This is a genomic window from Arsenicibacter rosenii (assembly GCF_001870735.1).
In the GTDB taxonomy this organism is placed as follows: domain Bacteria; phylum Bacteroidota; class Bacteroidia; order Cytophagales; family Spirosomataceae; genus Arsenicibacter; species Arsenicibacter rosenii.
Genome location: NZ_MORL01000003.1, coordinates 471,992 through 494,355, shown reverse-complemented (window position 1 = coordinate 494,355; position 22,364 = coordinate 471,992). Strand labels below are relative to the sequence as shown.

Sequence of the window (22,364 nt, the reverse complement as noted above, 5' to 3'; positions counted from 1 at the left end):
CCGGAGCTTCCTGGAAGTTTAGAACTTCCAGGAAGCTCCGGAAAGCAATCAGAGTCAGTTACAGCTTCGGCAAACCCGACCGCCAGGCCAGCACCGCCGACCGCATACCGGCCACCCGCTCAGGCTGTTGCTCTGCCAGGTTGGTCGTTTCCGACGGGTCTTTGCGGAGGTCGTATAGTTCCGGATTGGTCCCGTCATCATGGATCAGTAATTTCCAGTTTTCCTGCCGGATCGCCAGGTTCGGGCTCTTGTCGCGGCCGGCCGGATACCGGAACGATTCCGTGTTACGGCCATATTCCCAAAACAGCGTTTTCGTCCGCTGCGACGCCCTGCCCAGTAACACATCGGCCCGGTTTTCGCCATCGGTCCGGGTTAGATCGGGTTTCGCACCCGACAAACTGACGAACGACGGAAACAGGTCCAGCGCACTCATCACCGACTCGTCATCGACTTTGCCCTTCGGGGTTTTGGCCGGATACCGGACCAGAAACGGCATCCGGATGCCTCCTTCGTAGAGCGACAGCTTACTGCCCCGTAAAATCCCCGACCGCACGCCCTGAAACGTGGGCAGAGCCCCGTTATCACTCGTAAAGACAATCATGGTGTTGTTGTCGATACCCAGCGCCTTCAGCCCGTCGAGCAACCGACCTATCTGTATGTCCAGGTCGGCCAGGACTGCTTTAAACTCGCGGGGCTTTTCGGTGCCTTTCGGTGCTTCGTTGAGCGTGGTTTCGTCAGCTACCCATGGAGTATGTACGTCGTCGGGCCACAGGTTGATGTAGCAGGGGTTGCCGGGGTTACGTTTCAGAAAATCCAGGGTTTTGCCAACAAAGTAAGCGGTACGTTTCCAGCGCTTGATGCTGTCCGATTTAGCCCATATCCAGTCGGTCGATGTCAGCAGTGGATCGGGGTCGGGGCTTTCCCAGGTGCTGGCGTATTCATCGAAGCCGTACTGCCGGATGCCGGGCGCATTGTCGACATCGCGGCCACCACCCATGTGCCATTTCCCGAAATGGGCCGTGGCATAGCCCTGCGCTTTCAGCGATCGGGCGACGGTGGGTGCCGACGCATCGAGGAAATCGGCCTGCTGGCAGGTACGGTTGTGTTTGCGGTCGGCCAGAAACGAAGTGATCCGCCATTTGCCTGGCACCGTGCCGGTCGTCAGACCCACACGCGACGGCGAACAGATCGGAGCGGCGCTGTAGTAGTTGGTGAATTTAATTCCTTCCGAAGCGAGCCGGTCGATGTTCGGCGTGGGCGGCAGTTGCGGGCCTGCCTTGGCAGACGCACCGGTTTCCCGATAGCAACCGACATCGGCAATGCCCATGTCGTCGATCAGGATCAGGATGATGTTGGGTTTCCGGTCAGCTGCTTGTCCAGCGGGCTTTGTGGTGAACGCCATTGCCAGCGTGCTGATGAGCAGGAGTGAAACTAAAATTGAGCGTAGGTGCATTAACGTGGTTTGTTTGGGTTGGTGGTAACGCAGGCTCAACGAATGCGCTGCCGGTTCATACGGGATCTACACAAACCAAAAGCAATAGAGGGGTGGGGGTTACTATATTAGAGAGTGAATCGGTTATCCCACAGTTCGCGTCATGTTTATTATTCCACAACAGCAAATCCTGTCGCCCATTGGAGTAATTGTAGAGGCAGGCAACATAGAACAAGGTAGTTTTATACCATTAATTTGTTGTATACAATTCAAAAGGCGCGGGAATTATCCCGCGCCTTTGTGATAATCATAATCTATTCTGGTTACTACCGCTTACCACCACCAATATCAACGCCCACTTTTATTCCTACGTATGAGTTAGTGCTCTCAATGGCTTTACCCGTAACCGTCTCTTTTGTCTTACCTACAATGTTATATTCGGCCCCCATATTAAAGTGCCCGGTTTTAAAGCCAATACGCACCATTAAGCCAGGCTTATTACCAGCGGATACTTCTAAATCAGATGAATTAGTGAACCCAAATTTGTTGGCAGCGTATGAGTATATTCCCAAACCAATCCCTGCATACGGCCGGAAATTATTTACCTGATGAAAATAGGTGCCCGTTAACACATAAGAACCCGAGAATTTAGTTTCACTGCTGACAGGCTGACCGTTAGCGTAAAAAGATTTTGCTATGAGCGCACCTTCAACTCGTAAGCCAACATCAAAATTATCGGTCAAACCATATCTAGGTTCAATTGACATCAGAACTCCACCTTTAGCACCTTGGCCAGTAGGCGCAGCAAATCCAACAGAAAGATTAACCTTAAATGGCTTGTAATCTTGAGCCGATGCTGACAAAGCAGCGCAAGTACATAATAAAGCCAATAATTTTTTCATAGGAAATAAATAATATAAGTTTTTGTTCTGGCAAATAAACATATTAATGGTTTAATATATGAATAAATTCTACTAAAAGGTAAAGGTTCTCTACGTTTTTTTTGTGATTTGTATGCAGTAATAAAATATCATATACAAAAAAGATGCTTTATTTGTTAATTAGGCAACATACTTATAAGTCATCTTTTTCAGGATACCACCGGAAAACCAATGATAAACACCTTGAGCGAGTCAATCAAATGCCGGTCAGAGACTGGTTTAACGCCCGGCGGACTTGCTACTCACTCCGCAACGACCTGACCGGATTCATCAGCGCTGCTTTCAGACTGCGGAAACTTACCGTCAGCAAGGCTACCAGAATCGTTATCAGCATCGCCAGGGCAAACGTGCCTATGCCGGGCTCAATTCGGTAGACGAAATTAGTCAGCCACTTGTTCATAGCCCACCATGCCAGCGGTGCGGCCACCACAAAGGCCAGCAGCAGCAGCCGAGCAAACTCTTTTCCGAACAGCCAGAGAATCTGCCCCGTTGTGGCGCCCAATACTTTCCGTACACCAATTTCCCGGGTTTTCTGCGCTGCCATGAAGGAAACCAGACCGTATAGGCCCAGACAGCCGACAAAGATCGCAATGCCGGCAAAGAGCTGGATGAGCCTTAGCAGCATGTTATCGAGTTTGTAGAAGCGCTCAATGTCTTCATCCATAAACCGGTAGGTGAAAACAGCGGACGGGTATTGGGCTTTCCAGATGGCTTCAATGTCCGTCAGCGTTGACGCCATAGTGTGTGGGTTAAGGCTGATGCCGCAGCTGTTATAGGCTTCACTGCGGGTTGAGATACACAGGGGTTCGATAACGGTCCGGAACGATTTAAAGTGAAAATCCTTCATCACCCCCACAATCGTACCCTGATGATTATCAACGAAAGCCGGTTTCCCGATGGCATCCTGCGCCGAAGTCAGCCCAAGGGCTTTAACCGCTGTTTCATTGAGCAGAAATTCACGGACTGTGTCTGATGGGTTCAGGTTGCGGCCGGCGAGAACGGGAATGCTGAAGGTTGAGAGGTACCGGTGATCGGCCGATTTTACCGAAATATTCCAACGTTCATTTTCCGGACGGGAGTCAAAACGGATGACTGTACTGCCGATGCTTTCGGTGGCAGGCGGGCTGTCAAAGAAGCTTACCTGACCGGCGCCGGGTAATCCCGACAGTTGATTAGCGAGCGTGCTGATCGTAGCGGGTTTATTGTCAGGCAGGGGCAGAATAACAACCGCGTCTTTCCGGAACCCCATGTTGGCCTGCTGCGAATAACGCAACTGACTGGTAATGATCAGGGTGCCGATAATGAGCAGCTGCGAAATAGCAAACTGAGTGACTACCAGCCCTTTCCGGAGAGAAAAGCCGCCAACTGCCCGCTGAGAGAGTTTGCCTTTGAGTGCGGCTACCGGCTGAAAGCGGGACAGGATCAGGCCCGGATAGGCCCCCGAACAGAACACAACAAAGAGCAGCAGCGTGATCAGGAAGGTAGACAAATAAATGTCTGATAACGGATTGATGGTCAGGGCGATGTCAAACCAATGGTTCACAAGTGGCAGGGCAGTGTATGCTAAGCCTAACGCAATGATCAGGCCCAGGCAGGCGATAAGTGCTGTTTCGGTCATAAACTGCCAGAAAAGCGATCCGCGCCGGCTGCCGAGTGCCTTCCGCACGCCAACTTCCTTTGACCGGCCCAGTGCCTGGGCAGTTGCCAGATTGATAAAGTTGACACAGGCCGTAATGACCAGAAAAAAGCCGGTAAGCCCGAACGTCCAGAGGTTTTGCCGGTCGGTCTGCCCACGGAGTTTGGGGTTGAAATGAACGTCGGAAAGGGGCTGTAATTTGAAATGAAACGTTTTGGCCATTTCCTTATCATAGTGCTTTTCCGAAATGGCCCGCAGCAGTTTCGCATCAACCATAGCCGGCGAAACGCCAGGTTTGAGCCGGATAAAACACTGCATTTCCTTGTTGAAACCCAGCCACCAGTCTTTTTCGACCAGCCAGGGACTATGCTCCTGTAAGCTGCTGAAAGGCAGATAAATTTCGGAACGGAAATCGGTATTGGCCGGCAGATCGCGGAGAACGCCGGTAATCTTCACTACCAGCGATCCATCAATGTGAAGCAGCTTGCCAGCCGGATTCTCATCCCCGAAATATTGTTTGGCGATCCGGTCCGTAATCAGGGCGGTGTGTTGCTCCTGTAAGGCAGTTTTCGGGTTGCCCTGCAGCAGCGGGAAGTGAAACAGGTCGAAAAAGGCAGGGTCGGCAAAGGCGATGTTAGCCTCAAACTTTTTTTCCGGCGAAACAGTAATCAATCGTTTGTTCAGAAAGGCAACGCGTCCGATTTTATCTGCCACGGTTGTGCTGTTCCGGAAGGCGTCTCCCATGGGATTTGGCACGCCGGTACTATAGGTGATGTTTTCTCTGTGCAGTTCTGTATAAATCCGGTAGATCCGGTCCTGATGGGCATGAAACGTGTCAAAACTCAGGTGGTATTTCACCAAAGTAAAAATCAGTATGGCACAGGCAATACCCAGACTCAGGCTGATCACATTAATCAGCGTGTAGGCTTTTTGCCGGGCCAGTTTCCGCAGGGCGATTTTAACGTAGTTGCTTAGCATTGTTGTTGGATTGGGTTGTGCATAGTGAGGGGTAGTATACCGTTTGCCGGTTTCGGACTGCCGGCGCCAAAGTCTTGGGTGCAGCAGCAGAAGTAGTTCCAGAACGTACAGAAGCCGGGCATTCCGACGGCCATAACGCTGTACCCGATGTTGAAACAACTCATACAGATCACCCGCAAGTTCTTCGCGCAGGTGAGGCGCGGCAATCCGCATCAGCAGGCGTTCGGCCCACTGCGGCGGTTGGGGAGCAGGGGGCGTTTTCATGGCAAGTGTGTAAACGCAGCATTCGGAATGCCATCCCACAAGTCGTTCCGGATCCGGCGTGCTTCCCGCAAGGCTTGTTCACCCGCCAGCGTGACGGTAAACAGGCGTTTACGCCGTCCGCCGCGTTCGGCCGTTGCCTCCCCGAAACGGGAGTTTACGAGCCCTTTTTCTTCCAGCCGCTGCATGGTCCGGTGTACAACGCCCAGGCTCATGGGGCGTTCCAGCCGATTGGTCAGCTCTTCCACAATGGCCACGCTGTAGGCGTCGTCGTAGAGAAGAGCAATAGCCAGCAGCACGATTTCTTCAAATTCTCCTAATTGAGTACCTTTCATAAACAGATAAACCGGATGATGGGAGTAGACCTATCTTTCTCTTTTGCATAGCAAATCAGGGGCCAACTGTCTGAACCTGTCTCTGGGACCGTAAAAAGGCTGTTTTGTGGCCTAAATACGACAAACCCCGTCCGAAAGCGGACGGGGTTTGTCCGGACCTGGACGGAGCAGTGATCGTTCTATGGTCAATAAAGACAACGGCTTTCGCTTATGATACGGGTAATTGGTGCAATGGTATAGATGACGCTATATTTCATCCCATCGGACTGATTTTCGTTTTAGGTATAACCACAGGATATTAAACCGGCTAGTGGTGAGTATGAGGAACGGTGTTAAATTAGTTAAGCGAATGCCGGTCAGAGACCAGCCAACGGTCGGGCGTAGTTCAGGCTACACCACTGAGTGTTTATTTTGGTTTAGCGATCCGATTGCCGTGTTTTGAAGGATTGCGCGATTCTATTGGAGGAATATAAGCACCCTGCAAATATAATGCAGTCCATCTGGTGGCATAGTATTGCCCTTGAAGAGGAGTAGGAGCGTCAAGTTGTTGTAAGTAAAACCATTTATTCAGTTGTTGATTCAACAATTGACTATGGGCATGAGTAACAGCATTAGCACGCTTATAATTGTAAACAGCAAACCCTGTACACCCGATTATTAAAACATAAATAATATGTATCGAAACCTGGTAGCGCCTGATTATCAGAAAATACATAACAATTAGTATTAGTACGGAATATATTTTATATCGGCTAACGTGAAGCGCATCTTCAAAGTTTCTGTTGAAAGCAATGACTGTTATCGTTAACAACAAAAAAATAAAGTAAGAAAGTAGGAATAGTTGGCTATTGCTGATTTTTTTAAACTCACTCTTTAATATAATTTTTAAGATAGGCCATAATAAATACGCCATTGCTATAGCTATGAATACTCCGGCGACTATAGTAAACTTCCCATATCTCTGCGATTCAAGAAATGAACCAAGCAGGGCGAAGAAGGATAACACTACTCCCGATATAGTACGTTTTATCGCTACTGAGTGAATCTGAGGATTGAAGTCATGCCAGTAGAACCAAAATAAAATACAGCCCAATATTATCCAGATTGATAAGAGATTATACCGTTTTTTTAGTAAAAGAATACCGGCAATTATGGGCACTAGCACTAAGCCATTGGCGCTTGTAAAAACTGCTGAGACAGTTAGCAGGAAGAGTATAAATATTTTTTTAATATCAGTATCATATGTAGATATTTTATATAAAACCAAAGAGCTGACTAATAGAATACCTATATTTTGTATGGAGGCCATACCCCAATAAGTTAACTCTATATAAATTGGCTGAAAAAAAAATAATACTACCGGTACAAAATAAATAAAAGGCTTCTGGTAACTTTTGAAAGATATATAGAAAATGTATAGAACCCCTAACAAAAAACTATTTCCTATCCATATCCACCATCTGATATCAATAATACCTCCCTGTAACCTGGCTAGGATCCAAACTAAAAGTCGTGGATAAAGTAATTTATGCTCATTATGAAAAGCAAAGAAAATGTTTATTTTATCAGTAAAGCTAGAGGCTGTTTGAATATCATATAGATTAGCCATAAAACTCAAATCATCTGCGAAAGGAATATTTTGGCTATTTATAATAACCCATATATAGTAGATCAGTATACTGGAAATACAGAGTATTAAACAAAAGTACTTTAACATTGGTGAGTTGCTTTTAGCGCCTCAAGTTTTTAGTAACTGAAGCTTTAGTTTAGGTAATTACAATAAACGTTTTGACTGCAAAGGGTTATTAATATGAAACAGACTAATTTTACAGTCAGGTTTAGAATTATTTTTTCACACCAAAAGTACATACTTAGGAATGCATTCTGACTTTTTATTTGAAAAAATGTTATTGTGTTATTTTTTTGGGTTGTCCGCAGCTCATCTTCTCGAAAAAGCACACAACTAAGCTTACTGAGGGCGGGCACATAGCGTTGGCCCGTCAGGAATGCCGGGACTTCAGACTTTTAACGATAAAAGTGGCATTTGCCTTTATGAGCATCCGGACGGATTGGGGGCTGTAAGGCCTAAGCAAAACAATTAGTCTCCCCGCCAAAGGGCGGCGTAAAAAACGATAGTTGCCCCGTTTGGGCTTTATTCAGCTTGATAAGACTCATATGGCCAAATAACTTATGAGTCTGGTACTGCGAGATAAACGAATCCTGCTAGCTCAGGAGCTCTCCCATACAATAGCCTGCCGGATGGATAGTGGGTTTGAAAGGGCCGGGGATAGCCTATTTTACTCCTGGGTAAGTCAATTAAAGGCGGTCTCTAACGGGCTAACGCATAGACCTCGTTGAATCTACGCCCGGTGAGGAACCTGCATATGCCGTTTTATTCGCCGGCTGCACTGCCACGGATACCTGTTGCTGACCGGCGTCGACAATGATGCAGCCATGATCGGTCAGTTGGCCGGGCCGTTGTCTGGTACCCTCATCGTTAACGACGTTAACGGACGTCACAAAATCAGGGTTTACCTTGGCCGGGTTAACAATGATTCCGTTTGCCAGACAAAGCGGTGTATTTGACCGGTTGATTTGAGTGGAATCCAGCCAGGAATTTTTGGGGCGAGCCTGTACGGCAAATGACAGGGGAAAGATTGGGCTGTCGGTTAGGGTCAGGTGTTTCATTGGTTTGTGGAATAATTCATTGGCTTGTGGAATAAATTGATTAACAGCATTCAAGGTAGCGAAAAAGCAGCAGTTTACAAGGTTTTTTTATTTATTCCATAATTGTCGTTTGGGTGAAAACGTGCAGCGGCAGGTAAAACTTCATGCCGGTTTGCTGCTGGAGGCCGAGCAAGCCGTTGATGGTTTCGACAGTGCTTAAGCCAAGGGCTTGTCGGCGTTGGTTGGCTTCGTTGAGTTCCTGCCGGGTTAACTTGTCGGCCAGAAACGCCGTGTGTTTGCCGGTGTGGCCGCTTTGGATGACTACATACCATTCCTCAATTTTCGCATAGGCATAGGGCGACATCTGTCCGGACATCACGGCCTGCCACAAATAAGGCTTTAGGGCAGGGTAGAGCGTATCCTGTTGCGCGTGGGCCTGGCTGATGGAGTTATGGTGGCTCAGGATAACAGACGCCCACAGGTCGGTGCCGATTCGTTGCTCGCTCGGATAGCCAACGGTCAGCATGATGTTTCTCAACGCGGCGAGCTGACGCTGGCTGTGGGGCGCAAATCGTTTTATGGCATAACGTTCCTGTGCTTTCGGGCCAACGGTCAATAACGCGCCCAGGGCTTTGCGCTGGTCTTTGCCAAACATCTTCCGGACCTTTTCCCGGACCGGAAGGTTGAGTTTTGCGGTGTATGCCGCCCGCAGTGCGGGATAATCGTCGCGGAGCTGCTTCCACTGCGGATCGGCGGTTAACGGTTTCAGAAAGGCATTACGCGTAACAGACTTCCATGTCCAGCCACCGGCAATGCCTTTTCTGAGGTAGGTAAACGCCTTGTCGCGCTGACCGGTTTGCAGAGCTAGCTGGGTAGCTACCTGATAGTCCCGCAGGAAAATAAAGCTGTACCGGCTGAAAACGGTTTCATATTGGGCCAGCGCCTGATCATACTGCCGGTTAACGATGGCTTCCTGCGCCCCGGCAATCTGCTGATGGTAAAAGCGGTAATCCTGTAAGGTATCTTGATGGTGCTTGGCATGGATTTGCCCGGCAAATCCATGCCAAGCAAATCCATGCCGGGCAAATCCGGGATACGTCAGAAGCAGGCAAAGGAGTAAACGGAAGAGGTGCATGAGCAAAGTAGTTGTTGTTTATTGCTCACCAAGTTAAGGGCATGCATCGCCTGTTGACACTCCGTTAAGATACTTTAACGGAGCAGGGCCCGGACTTCGTTGGGCGTAGTTTGTACTACGTCTGTGCTGGGCAGGCTATTCCCGCGCAGTTGAGGGAGATTTATATAAAAATGAATCATTTTCCCATATTGGGAACTATGGTGAGTGGATACGTTGTTCCCGATATGGGAACATATTGGCAAAGGTGTTTTCATAAAAGTGCATACTATGGGGCAGAAGTATATGCGAGTGATTAAGATCATGACATTGAAGGATTTTTGGGCGAGAGAACCAAATGCAAAAGTCGGTTTACAATTATGGTATAAAAAAATAACAAGTCAGCATTGGTCAAACCCTAACGAAATCATAGCCAGTTTTCCGGGAGCCGACACTGTTGGTAATAACCGGATTGTATTTAATATCCGTCGTAATGACTATAGATTAATAGTGAAATTTGAGTATGAAATACAACAATGTTACATCCGTTTTATTGACACGCATGCTGAGTATGATAAAATTAATGATATAAGTTCAATATAGTAAAATATAGATTATAATAGAAGCTATGTATACGGGTTGCACAGGTTCTGAATGGGGATATTTGCCAATTAGTTCGCTGAAATTTAAGATTTAATACAAGTATACAGAACGCTATGACACAAAAAAAATATATTGCCCGGCCTATTAAAACAGAGGAGCAATACAACGAAGCAATTGATCTGATTGAGACATTAATTGACAGTAAATCCGGCACTCCTGAAATGGAGCTTTTGGAATTACTTGGCATTTTAGTGCACGATTATGAACAACGGGAATTTCCAATTGGTGATGTAAATCCAATAGAAGCAATTAAATACCAAATGGAAGAACTTGGTGTAACGACAACAGAAATGGCAGAGCTTGTAGGCGGCAAAAGTCGCTTATCAGAGCTGTTACATGAGAAACGCCCGCTTTCTGTACGGCAAATCAAAGCCATCTCAAGTCGTTTAGGTATCCCCGTTGACATTTTACTTAAAGCTGCGTAGCGTAACGTCATCTGTCGGGCGTAGTTTGCACTACGTACGTGTGTTAGTCTTAGGCATAGTGTAAACTACGCCCAACTGGAGAATATATATGTGGGCTTATCTTCATAGCTATCGGAGAGCGTTGGAGTTAATATGTAAAAAACTTTAGAGCGTGTTGGGGAATTGAGAAATGTTGAGAGTCGTGCCAACTTTGTAGCGACCAAGCAGCAAAGTAATGACCAAACAGTTCTCTAAACTGACCGACCCTCAATGGGCCGTAATTTCGCCTTTTTTTAATCTTAAACGCAAGCGAAAACATGATTTACGGCAAATCATTAACACCATTTTATGGCTCCTGCGAACTGGTTGCCAATGGCGTAATCTGCCTGAAGAGTGGCCCCACTGGCAAGCTGTTTATTATTATTTTGAGTGTTGGAAGCAGGATGGCACCTTTGAACGTATCAACGCAGCGTTGAATCAACTTGACCGGAGACAAGCTGGTAAAGAAGCACATCCGTCCGTTTTATGCATTGATGCACAGAGTGTTAAGCTACATCCCATGATTTGCGAATACCGGGGCATGGATACCAACAAACGAGTCAATGGACGCAAGCGAGAGTTTGTAGTTGACACACAAGGCCGGCTATGGGTGGTTGCGGTTCATAGGGCCAATGAAGCGGAAGGGCCGGCAGCCATCTCGTTTATCGGTGATATACTTTGGCGGGCTGGGGAACGGTTGGAAAAAGTGTATGGTGATCAGGCGGCATCGGCCGTCCGAATACAATGGCGTTTTTGCCCGGGCATTGGCTGATTGGAGCATCGATTTTGAGAAAGCTTCACGACCAGAATCGGCTCAAGGTTTTGTGCCTGTTGCCAAACGGTGGGTTGTCGAACGGAGCATTGCCTGGACGAATTTCTTCCGGCGCATTGTCAAGGATTACGAGTATACCTTATCATCTTCGGCCAACTGGCTGTATCTGGCTAACATTCAGATCATGTTGCAGCGGATTTGACTTTTTACCAAACAAAATTCCCCAACATGCTCTTATAATGCTACGAATATATTAACTAACATCTCCTTAGATCAATGAAATTAAACTTTCAATTATATGCATTGAGATTAATTGATAAGGAGTCACCGGCAATCAAAAAGGATGCTATTTTGGAGGCTATAAAAAAGACAGAACATATGGGTAAAAATATTTATCAATTTGCCGAACAGATTCACTATTCTGTCTATGCTGTTAACTATTACTGCCACATATTGAAAGACGAAGGTTATATAAATGCTATTGAGATTACATCTAGACAATCTTTTCTTAAAAACGAGTTGATGATCGATCAAATCACTGATAAGGGTATAGTCTTTCTTGAAGACGGTGGCTTTATCAGGTCGGAATTTCGACAGAAAATGAAAGACATGGGTACAACTATTCTGGTTTTAATCACGACCATCAATGCTACTGCTGCTACAGTGATAGCATTACTTGCCTATGGCGCAGCTGATGATACCAAAAAACTAAATAAACAGCTTGAAGAAAAAAACAAGATGATTGATTCCACCAATAGGGTTTTATCTACAGATGCGAAGGCGATCAATCGACTATTGTTTTTAATAGACAGCTTAAAAGTAAAGCAAAGTAAACGTATTAAATGATTCCGTATGAATCCTGCTGTCTGGCCGAAATAAAGGCCTGCTTCAGCATTTCAGCACTCTGCATCGTTTTATCCACCATACCGCTGAACGGATCGTAATCGGTAAGCGAGGCTTTCAGGCCGGTAAATTCATCAGGGATGTTCCGGAAAGTAACATATCAGTTATGAGCCAATACATTTACTGAATATATTTATAAGTGAATTTATCCTCACTCTTCTATACAAAAGATCCTCAGTAAAATGAATCAACGATTAACAGACATTGAAGAAGCCCTTAAACAGATAGATCACACGAATTTTCAATTCTTATGTGACGAGTATCTATATTGCCGGTATGGTAAAGATTTTCGGCAAATAACCAGAACAGGGACACAAGTAGCTAGAATTCAAACAGTTAAAGGCACGCCTGATACCTACATCGTACTACCAACCGGAAAGTATGTATTAATAGAGTACACCAAGCAAGAGAAAGGACTTTTGAAAAAGCTTCAGGAAGATATAGATAAGTGCCTGGACACTAATAAAACAAGCTTAATTTCTACAGATATTGACAGAATATTATTAATCCATACAGGAAAGCTAAGTATTGAAAAGGACAAACAGTTACGTAGCAATTGCCCTGTTACGCTTGAACTGATAGGAATTGATATGCTGGCATTAAGTATTCATAATGATTTCCAACAGTTAGCGCGGCGATATCTCAGAATCAATTTTGGCTCCTTACAGCTTCAGTCTCCGGATGAATTTATCAGCGAACAAGGACGTAAGCAGGTAGACAAAATCAATCCATTAGAAAATCCTTTTAGAGGGCGTGAAAGAGAAGTAAACGACGCTCTTAATAACCTAACAAACTTTGATATACTAGTAATAACAGGCAGTCAGGGGTTAGGAAAAACCCGTTTAGCCCTAGAACTTATCAATAGTTTTTGTGAAATAAATGATGGGTATCAGCCTTTTTGTATTGCGAATAAATACACATCATTGATAGAAGACTTAAATAGCCTTCTACTAAATAATGGCAAATATGTAATATTAATTGATGACGCTAACCGGCAAACTCCAATTTTGCTTGAAACGCTTGGTAATCTTTATGCCAGGCCAAAGATTAAATTTAAACTCATATTGACTGTCCGTGATTATGCATTTGATGTAGTAAGTAAGCATTTAATAGAGTATCGATGGTGCAATATCGTCTTAGAAAGATTTTCTAATGAGCAGCTAGTAAAACTTATAAGCCAAAAGCCCTTCAATATTAAAAATGACCTTTTACAAAACAGAATTATTGATCTAGCGAATGGTAACCCTCGAATAGCAGTAATGGCTGCGTTAGTAGCATTAAAAGAGAATAATATTTTTGCTCTGAATGATGCTACCAGTTTATATAACAGCTATTATAAAGAAAAGACAGATACAGGAGGAGAAGCTTTATTTGAAAATGAAAATAGGACTAGAGTTTTAGGTATATTGTCCGTATTTCGTCAGCTTGATTTATTATATAAACCACTTATTGATAAAATATCTTCAGTCTTCAATGTCTCCTTTAATGATTTAACGTCAGAATTAAATTATTTGCAGTATAACGAATTTGCTGACATGTATGCTGAAGATGACAGTTTATTCAGGATACCTGATCAAAACCTAGCTACATATGCCATATTTTATACCTTTATTGATAAGAAGTTATTAAGTCTAAAGAGTCTAATAGACAATTTTTTCGAAGAATACCCCAATAAAATAAAAGATGCTATTTATGATGTACTAAATGCATTCAATCAAAAAAATATTACCGATTCAATAAAACCTGATTTGCGAGGATACTTGTCATCTATTCACAATAATGACAATAAAATATTTAGATTTATTGATGTATTTTTTGTGGTTATTCCTCTGGAAACCATTCAATATTTGATAGATTTTAATAATAATTTAAAAATAATTCGTAATGAATGGAATACTTCACGTAAGTATAATTTTGGAGATTTTGATAGAGATATTTTGACACCACGTCTAAATGTACTTTTTCATTTTTTTGCTAGTCTCAATGATTATTTTGAATTAGCGCTTGAATTACTTGTCGAAATAATAAAAATAAATCCTGACACAAAAGCAATGGTCATTTCTTTAATTGAAGGTCGTCTTGCTTTTAGACCAGAAGATCAGTATTATACAAAATTAAGGCAAACTTTATTTTTTGAACATATTATTGCAGAAGTCGACAACAATAATGAATCATCAAGAAAATTACTATATGAAATAATACCATTCTTCTTAAAATCAGAGTTTCGTACAACAACAACTAAAGGAAAAACACTAAACATAACTACTCTCCAGTTCCCTGTACGAAAGCCCTTTACCTCATTTCGAATGCTAGTATGGGACTATTTGTATAATCAATTCGATAACTATCCACAAGATTGCAGAGCGGCTTTATTTTCTTACAGATTATATATCTCTAAAAAAGGAGACAAAAGCCTTTTAAAGTTTGACAGAAGGTTCATTATTAAAATAATTAAAGATAAACTACTTAAAGATAACTTTGAGGACTGTTACTTTGTACATAACTACATACATTCTCTAGTAGTATCTGGGAGCAAAATAGGTGATCTAGAGCAAACAAATCTTTCTTTTAGTTGCTCATTATTTAGTTTATATAAAATATTCAATTGGAAATTACTGTATGGAAAAGAAATTGGTATAAGCAGGCTCAGATACAGCGATGAATTCAATAGTGAAAAACGACTTGAAATTTTAGAGAAAATTAAAATTGTGAATAGTGATAATATCCTTGCACTTGCAAATGACATCCGAAGTCTGTTATTAACTAAAAAGTGTCAGCTATATGATATCGAAAGATCACTTGGTATTATACTTAAAAGCCTTCATGACAGGGACAAGGAGTTATTCAAAATAGGCTTGACTGTTTTTTTAACCCTCGAAGAGTTCCCATTAAGTATCCATAATATGATTTGTACAGGCTTTGGCAACGTTATAGAGAGACCCTATGAATGGATTAACTTCTTTTACATTGATTTACAGCAAAGAACTGATTTATTGTTAACTTTTTTTTCGTTAATTAGTGCTGAAAGTATTGATCCAGTATTAACAGGGAGAGTACTGGATTGTTTTAAGAATCAAAATTATGATCAGTTTTATTTTAATTATCATTGGTGGGAAAAGTATAATAAAAAATACCCTCATTTCTATGCTAATATATTGTATACTCTAACAAATAGATATGAAAAAGAAGGGATAAGGTATTTCTTAAGAGAAGATTTTATAGAGAGCAGAATTGACATTAATGCATTTCCAGATACAAGAATAATTGAAAAGTTGTACTTACAGTCACTAGAACAATTCTATTCTAAATATCCGGAACATTATGATTCTGATGGAAGTACTCTTAAATTATTATTAGTACAAAGACCAGATTTTATATTTGATCTTATTAATTTCTATTATGATGTCTTAGAAAAAGACGACATAGGTCATCCTGATATTAATAATTTACACATAATTTGGCACCTTGCAGAATCTCATAAAATAATAATGCAAGTCATTGATTTATTGATTTCGAAAAAGAAATTAGAATTTGCCAAGACCAAATATGATACCTTATTCAAATACAATGGTACCGATTTTGACATTGAAGTAAATTTACTTTTTAAAGCCTTCGTTTTAAAGTACTTCAATAATACATCAGAAATAAGTAATATCATTCAGGCACTTTCAGAGTGCAAAAAATTGAGAGAATGGCATTACTTCATTTATGAGTATGTATCTCAAAAGCCTGATATTAATGAATTTGAGTGTGTAAGTTGGACTCCTACGGTTATGAGTGGCAGTAATGATTATTCAATTAACCAAGGGTATGTAGATATATACACAAAAATTTTAAACATTGTTTTAGAGATGCCTAAAAGGTTATTTTATGTTAATCACATAAAATATTTAGAAGAGAAAATCAGCTATTATAAAGATCAGATAAAGAAAGATCGCAGAAATAGATTTGCAGGTGATGATATTTAGTACAACTAAAGTTTACCCCTGGCGCTATTTACAATATAATGAAAGGTAAAAGCTGGAGCAAAGTAACGGGGATTAGTAGGGTAAAATAGGCTTCCCCTCCTGATACAAAAAAAGCAATATAGAACAGGCTGAAGGCTGGTATTCCTTTTCGTATAATAGCATAGGAGTTCAACACGACTACTACCACTGTGAGTAGACTAAATAAGTACCGATTAGGCACAAGCAGTTGACTGCCGCAAAAAGGGAGCGTTTCGCTCCCTTTTTGTTTACACACTTGATAGACCCCTCTTGACAATCAACACTCTTTTATGTTACCTTTCCGGCAAAACATCATACCATTATGCGAAAGCTTTTACTTTTTCTGTTTTTACTAAGCACGACAACGTTACTGGCCCAGAAGAAACAGATACTGTCACGTTCCTATTACAGAGTAGCTATGTCATGCGAAGTTTACGAAGATTCGTCCTATGACAGCCGCCGCCTGCAGGATATCAGAGAAGGCGAGGTGATCAGTATTTTTGGTAAGTACAATAAAGAAGCTGAGCTGGTCGGAGTTGAACACGGCGGATATAAAGTTTACCTTAAGTCGCCGATGCTTCAGTATATGTACAAAAATCGGTTTATTGGTGAGGCAAACAAACCGGTTGTGTACAAGAATATACTCGACTATCCATCCTTTTACACACAGAATAGGCAACCGCAAAGAAGTATATCCACAAGGCCGGATAGTCCGAATGACCCGTGTAAGGTCAGTAAGAAGGTTGATAAATTCACCGGCGCCATAACCTACACAGTAGACCCGTCATTAGTTATTTCTTTTAATTCGGCTGTTATCCAGTTTGTAAAAAACGTATCTGAGCAGGACACTGTTATCGGCATGGCCATAAGTAACTCAGCCAGAAATGTACCGTCGCTGGAGAACAGGAAAGGCGTCTATTTTCTGTTTGAAGACGGAAGCAAAATTGCCAAACCAGATGCAGAAGTTGATTACAGCGTTAGCAGCGGTTACAGTTACAACACGAAGGCTATTGTTATTCTGTCTGACGAGGATATTGATTTCTTTATGACAAAAAGACTAACGGATGTCCGCGTAGGTCGCAGTGACAGCGAAGTTAATCTGAGACAAGCAGAGAAAATACGAACCGCCATAAATTGTCTGGACAGATATTGGTAACCATAAACCCCTCCGGCATCTATATATGCCAGAGGGGTAAGTAAGAACAAACAACAAAAATAGCTTGCCTACCCGAAAAGCGACTGCCCCGTCATGTCTTTGTAGGCATTAGCCAGCCGCGGAATCAGCGGAATCAGCAGATCCAGCCCGCTGATCCGTGCCTCACCGGCTTCTACCGAAATCCGCTGATCAATACTGATGTTACGGCGCTGGTAATCGGCGGCCGCAGGAGCCGGAACACTGCCGGATGTAACCGGCGAAACCGACGGTGCAGCCAGCTGCGGGTTGATCGTTTTCATGGCCGCTCCCATCAACGGCACAATCTTGTCTACCGGCAAAATCGCCTCGTTACCGGCCTCCCCAACCAGCACCACTCTCGGTCCGGTCGCAAATCCACCTTCGGCCATCGCCGGTATATTATTGGCCAGTCCCTTGATGACCCCCGCCCCCAGCAGCATCGCTCCGCCCTGCGTCGCCATCTGAATACCAAACGGAGCCGTCAGAAAACCGGCACAAAGGAATCCGGACGCTAGTAACATTGCCTTACCGGACGATGATAGACGGTATTAAGACGCTTTACGTGTGTATCAGGCCAATTACCCTTAAACACATATTATTGAACTTTTCCTCGGTTGGGCGTAGTTTGCACTACGTCCGTATGTTAGTCACTTTAACCTGCGTATAACATGCAGAAGACCAGTAGCCATATTTTGGGATAAATCGAATGGCTTGGCTTTCCGCTCAATGTATTACACACCTCCTGAACGGCATGCTTTTCTGTGCTTCTGAACAAATTCCCGTTTTGAACACAGACACAGAACCCTAACCGGATAGCTGGTGGGCCTGAAAACTTTATAAAGTAATGACGGTCAGAGACCGGCAAATGCCTTGGCACAGTGTAAGCTAAGTCCAACGAAAGATACTGCCCACACTAAGCCTGGAATATCTGTTTAAGCATTCTTCGCACCAGCCTCACCCTCTTTCATCGCGCGACAATCGCTCTACCGCTCGTTCACTCTTTAATCCAGCTCAAATTGAACTGATAGTGGAGGCTGCTGCTGAGGAGGTGAATGATGTTGTCGGGTGTCTGCGTGATGGCCAGGTAGCCCTTCGGCTCGGCATGCGTCCGGTCGGTCTGAAACGCACCCGTCCAGGCCCCGCCGTTGAGATAGCGTTCCTTGCCGTCGGTCAGTAGCTTTTTGACCGGCCAGGTCTTGCCCTCGTCGAACGATAAAGCCGCATACATGCCGTAACCTTTAAACACAGAGCCGTCGCGTCTGCGGAAATACATACCTGCTTTTGCGCCGTCGCGTTCGTCGGGGTGGTGGGTGAAGGATACCGCCAGCAGCGGCCCTTCGTTGAGGCGGATCAGAGCCAGCCGCTGCCCGCTCCAGACCGGCGGCAGTTCGGAGGCGGCATATGTCCAGGTGTTACCCATGTCGCCCGAGATACTGACCGGCATGCGCAGGCCCACACTGTCGGGGCCGGGAATGTCGTCTTTGCGGCCCAGCGCCAGCAAGCGGCCATCGCTCAACTGCACCACACCGGCATGAATCCCGGCAATGAGCGCCCCCGAACCGCCTGCCGTAAAGGCCGGTGCCGGTTGTCCTGCCGAGGGCATGGTCCACGTCTTGCCGCCGTCTTTGCTGAGATGAATGGCCGTCCCGCCCGTTGGGCCTGGCTCGGCGTCGGCGGCCTGCACCAGCCACCCTTCCTTGGTTTTAAACATACCGGCAATCACCTGATGGCGTTTGGTGTGCTCCGGACTCACCAGCACCGGTGCCGACCAGGTGGCCCCGTTATCGCGGCTGGTCCGCAGCGCCATGGCCAGATTCTGCCAGTCGCCGTCGGTTTCCACGCCGTTCATGTGATACAGCGTCCCCGCGCCGTCGTGGAACAGCGACGAGCCGGTCATGTTGCGGTCGGGAACCTTGAAAAACTCCGACGGCTGATCCCAGGCTGTAGCCCCTTTGCGTAACCGGCTACCGAGAACGGTCATTTCGCGCCCCGATTCGGCATCGGTCGAAAACCAGATCGCCAGCAGATCGCCGTTGGGACACCAGGTAATCGCCGGCTGGTGGTTGTGGCTGTAGAACGGTACATTGTCCTGGCAGTCGGGTTTGCGGACATACCGCTGCGGTTCGCGGAAAACCGGCTGGTTGTCGGGAACGGGCTTCCAGAGCTGCTTTTGCTGTGAAACCCCCTGAAAAACGGCAGTGGCAGGCAAGGCCGGCAGGGGTTTGGTCGTCACCGGCGGGGCCTGTACCACGCGGAAACCAACCAGCCAGCTTTTATCTTCCGGCAACATCGCCATCCGGTTGGCCGACCGCAGGAACGTCACCGGTGTGCCGTGGCTGCCGCCGCGCGTGACGCGGTAGAGCCCGCCTGCGCGGCCGGTCGGGTCGGTTTGCTCGCCGGGCACATAGGGGCCGTACCAGTCCTGGCACCATTCCTCCACGTTGCCGTGCATGTCGTAAAGCCCCCACGGGTTGGCCGGTGTCTGACCGGTTTTGAGCGAAACCACTACCGCATCGCGGTCGGTCTGCTGGCTTTTCTGATACACCGCAGGCAGGCCGTTGCCGGTCGAAAAGTCGCTGATGGTGCCGGCGCGGCAGGCATATTCCCATTCGGCTTCGGTGGGCAGGCGGTAGGGCTTGCCTTCCTTCTTTGACAGCCATGCACAGAATGCCGTGGCCTCGGCATAGGAGACAAAAATCACCGCCTCGTCATCGTCTTTCGAAAAGCCGTATTTGCCTCGTAGCACCTTATGGGCCGGATCGAACGCTTCATACTGCCGGTTGGTGACTTCGGTGGCCCCCATCAGCAGCGGCCGGCTGATGCTGACGCGGTGCACGGGCGACTCGTCGGCGTCTTTACCCTCCCGCTCCGAACCCATGTAAAAGGTACCGGCGGGCAGCGGAACCAGCGACATGCCGATTGAATTGGTTTGCTGGCTAAAGCCGGTCTGAACCAAACCGGATGTGCAGAAGAGGAACGTCAGAAAGCAGTGTTTTATCATCGTTGAAAAAGAAGAACGGCGGCTGAAATCCGGATTATAGCATAACGATGCGTTCGGAGAACGAACAGGGACGGAACCCTGTATCAATTGGACATAATCCGGAAAATAAAAACGCCCGGAACCTCCTACAATCGCAAAGATTTGCTTTGTTTTGTCGATTAATCTGGCAAATATGGGACAGGTGGAGGAGAAAAGTAAACAGAAAAATGTCAAATTAACACGTAAACACATTTAAACGCTTAGTAACTAATTCGCTCAATAACTAAATTGACATACATGATAAACGTAAAGCGCTGGTTTTCATATAGCAGTGCCCTTGTTTGTTGCCTGAGTGGCTGGTCGGCCCTGGGGCAGGCTGTCGACGAGTCGCTGAGCCCGGTTCCGTCGGGTTCGTTCTCGTCATTACCGTCGGGTTGGACGCAGGCGGGATCGGTACAGATGTCGCCGTACCAGACCGACGTGAAAACTAAATCGGGAAGCGGAATAATCGTCGGGAAGCCGGGTGCACCGGTCACCCTGCTGTCGAATGCGAAGGATGTCCGGCTGGTGCTGGACGTAATGTTGTCGCCGGGAGCAGATGGCGTGCTGATGCTGGGCAATACCGGTATCCGGGTAGCCGACAGCTGGGCGAAGCCGGGTGTGAACGGCAATACGTTCGGGGCGGTCATGGGGACGCCGGTCGATTTGCCGGCGCAGAATGCCTGTGAAGCACCGGGCATCTGGCAGCGGCTGGAGGTAACGCTGCAAAGCGGGAAGCCAGGCAGCGCCGTGCTCGATAAAGTAACCCTGAACGGTATTCTGCTTCATGAAAACGTGGTGGTGTCCGGCGCTCAGGGCGCTTCGGCAGGTACCGTTACCCTCAACGTAACGAGCGGTACGGTGGCGGTACGGCCGGTGGGCTACCAGCTGATTTCGGACCGTAAGGTGGCTAAGCTGTCGAATGTGCGGTATAAGCTGTATGAAGCGAAAACCGAAACCAAGTCGATGAGTGAGCTGGCGAACCTGAAGCTGGTGAAAGAAGACACGGTATCGACCGTAACCTACGAAGTGTCGTATGGTCAGCCGCGCTGGCATGGCATCGTGTTTACGGGTAATCTGGAAGTGGAAAAAGCGGGTGTGTATACCCTGGCGCTGCAAAACGGCGGGTATGCCGGTCTGGAGATCGACGGGAAGGAAATAGTACCGAATACCTACCTCGACCTGGGCCGCATGAATACGGGCAAAGTGAACCTAAGTGCCGGTAAACACGCCTTTACCCTGTTCTTCGGCCGGTCGTGGCCGCGCCCGGGGCTGGGCATGTTCATCGCCGCGTCGGATACAAAATTCCAGCCGCTGCACACGCGTGCCTCGTTGCCGGAGCCTGATCCCGTCGGCACCATTGCGGTATTGGCGAAGGATAAGCCTCAACTGGTGCGGTCGTTTGTACAGATGGCCGGAGAAAAGGGTAAACGCACCCATTGCCTGTCAGTAGGCACGCCGTCGGGCCTGAATTACACGATTGATCTGAGCAAAGACGCGCTGTTACAGGTGTGGCGGGGCAAGTTTGCCGACGTTACCGAAATGTGGTACGAGCGCGGCGAGCCGCAGTTGCTGTTCCCGATGGGCGTAACCGTACCGGTGACCGGTCAGAGCTCGCTGGCCGTATTGACCAGCGCGCAGCAGGCCTGGCCCGACAGCCTGCCGGAAAAAGAATTTGATTACAAAGGCTGGAAGCTGGACGCCGACGGTAATCCGACCACGGAATATGCGTTCTTCGGCGGTAAGGTGGCCGATGCGATCCGCCCGGATGCCGATGGCAAGGGGCTGGTCCGTACCCTGACCCTGTCGGGTGTCAGCCAGCCGGTATACTGCCGCATGGCCGCCGCCGCGTCGGTTGAAGAGGTGAGTAAGGGCTTGTACCGCATTGGCGATAGCCAGTACTATGTCCGGCTGGATGCCAAAGCCAAACCGGTCATCCGGTCGTCGGGCGGTAAGCAGGAACTGCTGCTGCCGGTATCGGGCAAGGATGGTTCGGCCAGTGTAAGTTATTCAATTGTTTGGTAAAAGGAAGGTTGACATAAA

17 protein-coding genes are annotated in these 22,364 nt (G+C 46.3%); 8 read left to right on the top strand and 9 right to left on the bottom strand.

Features of this window, described 5'->3' with window-relative positions; genetic code table 11:
• Window positions 1–58: 58 nt before the first annotated feature.
• From BLX24_RS08920 to BLX24_RS08890, 7 genes are all read right to left on the bottom strand, one after another.
• Entirely contained in the window at window positions 59–1,453 is a 1,395-nt protein-coding gene (locus tag BLX24_RS08920) for a sulfatase-like hydrolase/transferase (RefSeq protein WP_071502743.1), read from the bottom strand.
• Window positions 1,454–1,758: 305 nt separating this feature from the next.
• Window positions 1,759–2,334 carry an outer membrane beta-barrel protein gene (locus tag BLX24_RS08915; RefSeq protein ID WP_071502818.1) on the bottom strand — a complete coding sequence of 192 codons (576 nt, stop codon included), beginning with the start codon at window positions 2,332–2,334 and terminating at the stop codon, window positions 1,759–1,761.
• A gap of 277 nt (window positions 2,335–2,611) precedes the next feature.
• Window positions 2,612–5,251 (bottom strand): ABC transporter permease, encoded by a 2,640-nt coding sequence (locus tag BLX24_RS08910; RefSeq protein ID WP_218160684.1) that lies wholly within the window; start codon window positions 5,249–5,251, stop codon window positions 2,612–2,614.
• Window positions 5,248–5,583, bottom strand: a complete 336-nt coding sequence (locus tag BLX24_RS08905) for a PadR family transcriptional regulator (RefSeq protein WP_071502742.1) — start codon at window positions 5,581–5,583, stop codon at window positions 5,248–5,250. Before BLX24_RS08905 ends, BLX24_RS08910 begins: the two co-directional genes overlap by 4 nt.
• Window positions 5,584–5,989: 406 nt before the next feature.
• Window positions 5,990–7,300: a hypothetical protein gene (locus tag BLX24_RS08900; RefSeq protein ID WP_071502741.1), complete on the bottom strand. Its 1,311-nt coding sequence runs from the start codon at window positions 7,298–7,300 to the stop codon at window positions 5,990–5,992.
• A 620-nt stretch (window positions 7,301–7,920) separates the two neighbouring features.
• The gene (locus BLX24_RS08895; RefSeq protein WP_071502740.1) at window positions 7,921–8,271 is read right to left on the bottom strand and encodes a hypothetical protein; all 351 of its coding nucleotides are present in this window, start codon (window positions 8,269–8,271) and stop codon (window positions 7,921–7,923) included.
• 91 nt (window positions 8,272–8,362) lie between these two features.
• A complete protein-coding gene (locus tag BLX24_RS08890; protein ID WP_071502739.1) occupies window positions 8,363–9,385 on the bottom strand; it encodes a hypothetical protein in 1,023 nt (340 codons plus the stop codon).
• A gap of 204 nt (window positions 9,386–9,589) precedes the next feature.
• Between BLX24_RS08890 and BLX24_RS08885 the strand changes: the two genes are divergently transcribed.
• The 7 genes from BLX24_RS08885 (at window position 9,590) to BLX24_RS08860 (ending at window position 17,284) form a co-directional block, all read left to right on the top strand.
• Entirely contained in the window at window positions 9,590–9,964 is a 375-nt protein-coding gene (locus BLX24_RS08885; protein WP_229201742.1) for a type II toxin-antitoxin system HigB family toxin, read from the top strand.
• 113 nt (window positions 9,965–10,077) lie between these two features.
• The gene (locus tag BLX24_RS08880; protein WP_071502738.1) at window positions 10,078–10,449 is read left to right on the top strand and encodes a helix-turn-helix domain-containing protein; all 372 of its coding nucleotides are present in this window, start codon (window positions 10,078–10,080) and stop codon (window positions 10,447–10,449) included.
• A gap of 214 nt (window positions 10,450–10,663) precedes the next feature.
• Window positions 10,664–11,239, top strand: a complete 576-nt coding sequence (locus tag BLX24_RS08875; RefSeq protein WP_229201741.1) for an IS5 family transposase — start codon at window positions 10,664–10,666, stop codon at window positions 11,237–11,239.
• A gap of 52 nt (window positions 11,240–11,291) precedes the next feature.
• Entirely contained in the window at window positions 11,292–11,441 is a 150-nt protein-coding gene (locus BLX24_RS33595; RefSeq protein WP_229201740.1) for a transposase, read from the top strand.
• 74 nt (window positions 11,442–11,515) lie between these two features.
• Complete coding sequence (locus BLX24_RS08870; protein WP_071502737.1) at window positions 11,516–12,085, top strand: hypothetical protein; 570 nt, start codon at window positions 11,516–11,518, stop codon at window positions 12,083–12,085.
• Between the two features lie 239 nt (window positions 12,086–12,324).
• A complete protein-coding gene (locus BLX24_RS08865) occupies window positions 12,325–16,110 on the top strand; it encodes an nSTAND3 domain-containing NTPase (RefSeq protein WP_071502736.1) in 3,786 nt (1,261 codons plus the stop codon).
• A gap of 340 nt (window positions 16,111–16,450) precedes the next feature.
• Window positions 16,451–17,284 carry a hypothetical protein gene (locus tag BLX24_RS08860; RefSeq protein ID WP_071502735.1) on the top strand — a complete coding sequence of 278 codons (834 nt, stop codon included), beginning with the start codon at window positions 16,451–16,453 and terminating at the stop codon, window positions 17,282–17,284.
• A 68-nt stretch (window positions 17,285–17,352) separates the two neighbouring features.
• Here BLX24_RS08860 and BLX24_RS08855 read toward each other — a convergent pair whose 3' ends face one another.
• Together BLX24_RS08855 and BLX24_RS08850 are read right to left on the bottom strand one after the other, a co-directional pair.
• Window positions 17,353–17,823: a hypothetical protein gene (locus BLX24_RS08855; RefSeq protein WP_071502734.1), complete on the bottom strand. Its 471-nt coding sequence runs from the start codon at window positions 17,821–17,823 to the stop codon at window positions 17,353–17,355.
• A gap of 473 nt (window positions 17,824–18,296) precedes the next feature.
• Window positions 18,297–20,303 carry an SUMF1/EgtB/PvdO family nonheme iron enzyme gene (locus tag BLX24_RS08850; protein WP_083421871.1) on the bottom strand — a complete coding sequence of 669 codons (2,007 nt, stop codon included), beginning with the start codon at window positions 20,301–20,303 and terminating at the stop codon, window positions 18,297–18,299.
• Between the two features lie 276 nt (window positions 20,304–20,579).
• On the opposite strand from BLX24_RS08850, the gene BLX24_RS08845 reads away from it, so the two are divergent.
• Entirely contained in the window at window positions 20,580–22,346 is a 1,767-nt protein-coding gene (locus tag BLX24_RS08845) for a PA14 domain-containing protein (protein ID WP_083421870.1), read from the top strand.
• Window positions 22,347–22,364 lie beyond the last annotated feature (18 nt).

What these genes read in the sequence shown, in the direction of transcription:
- BLX24_RS08920 (WP_071502743.1), bottom strand. Translation starts at nt 1,453, where the DNA reads ATGCACCTACGCTCAATTTTAGTTTCACTCCTGCTCATCAGCACGCTG.
- BLX24_RS08915 (WP_071502818.1), bottom strand. Translation starts at nt 2,334, where the DNA reads ATGAAAAAATTATTGGCTTTATTATGTACTTGCGCTGCTTTGTCAGCA.
- BLX24_RS08910 (WP_218160684.1), bottom strand. Translation starts at nt 5,251, where the DNA reads ATGAAAACGCCCCCTGCTCCCCAACCGCCGCAGTGGGCCGAACGCCTG.
- BLX24_RS08905 (WP_071502742.1), bottom strand. Translation starts at nt 5,583, where the DNA reads ATGAAAGGTACTCAATTAGGAGAATTTGAAGAAATCGTGCTGCTGGCT.
- BLX24_RS08900 (WP_071502741.1), bottom strand. Translation starts at nt 7,300, where the DNA reads ATGTTAAAGTACTTTTGTTTAATACTCTGTATTTCCAGTATACTGATC.
- BLX24_RS08895 (WP_071502740.1), bottom strand. Translation starts at nt 8,271, where the DNA reads ATGAAACACCTGACCCTAACCGACAGCCCAATCTTTCCCCTGTCATTT.
- BLX24_RS08890 (WP_071502739.1), bottom strand. Translation starts at nt 9,385, where the DNA reads ATGCACCTCTTCCGTTTACTCCTTTGCCTGCTTCTGACGTATCCCGGA.
- BLX24_RS08880 (WP_071502738.1), top strand. Translation starts at nt 10,078, where the DNA reads ATGACACAAAAAAAATATATTGCCCGGCCTATTAAAACAGAGGAGCAA.
- BLX24_RS08875 (WP_229201741.1), top strand. Translation starts at nt 10,664, where the DNA reads ATGACCAAACAGTTCTCTAAACTGACCGACCCTCAATGGGCCGTAATT.
- BLX24_RS08870 (WP_071502737.1), top strand. Translation starts at nt 11,516, where the DNA reads ATGAAATTAAACTTTCAATTATATGCATTGAGATTAATTGATAAGGAG.
- BLX24_RS08865 (WP_071502736.1), top strand. Translation starts at nt 12,325, where the DNA reads ATGAATCAACGATTAACAGACATTGAAGAAGCCCTTAAACAGATAGAT.
- BLX24_RS08860 (WP_071502735.1), top strand. Translation starts at nt 16,451, where the DNA reads ATGCGAAAGCTTTTACTTTTTCTGTTTTTACTAAGCACGACAACGTTA.
- BLX24_RS08855 (WP_071502734.1), bottom strand. Translation starts at nt 17,823, where the DNA reads ATGTTACTAGCGTCCGGATTCCTTTGTGCCGGTTTTCTGACGGCTCCG.
- BLX24_RS08850 (WP_083421871.1), bottom strand. Translation starts at nt 20,303, where the DNA reads ATGATAAAACACTGCTTTCTGACGTTCCTCTTCTGCACATCCGGTTTG.
- BLX24_RS08845 (WP_083421870.1), top strand. Translation starts at nt 20,580, where the DNA reads ATGATAAACGTAAAGCGCTGGTTTTCATATAGCAGTGCCCTTGTTTGT.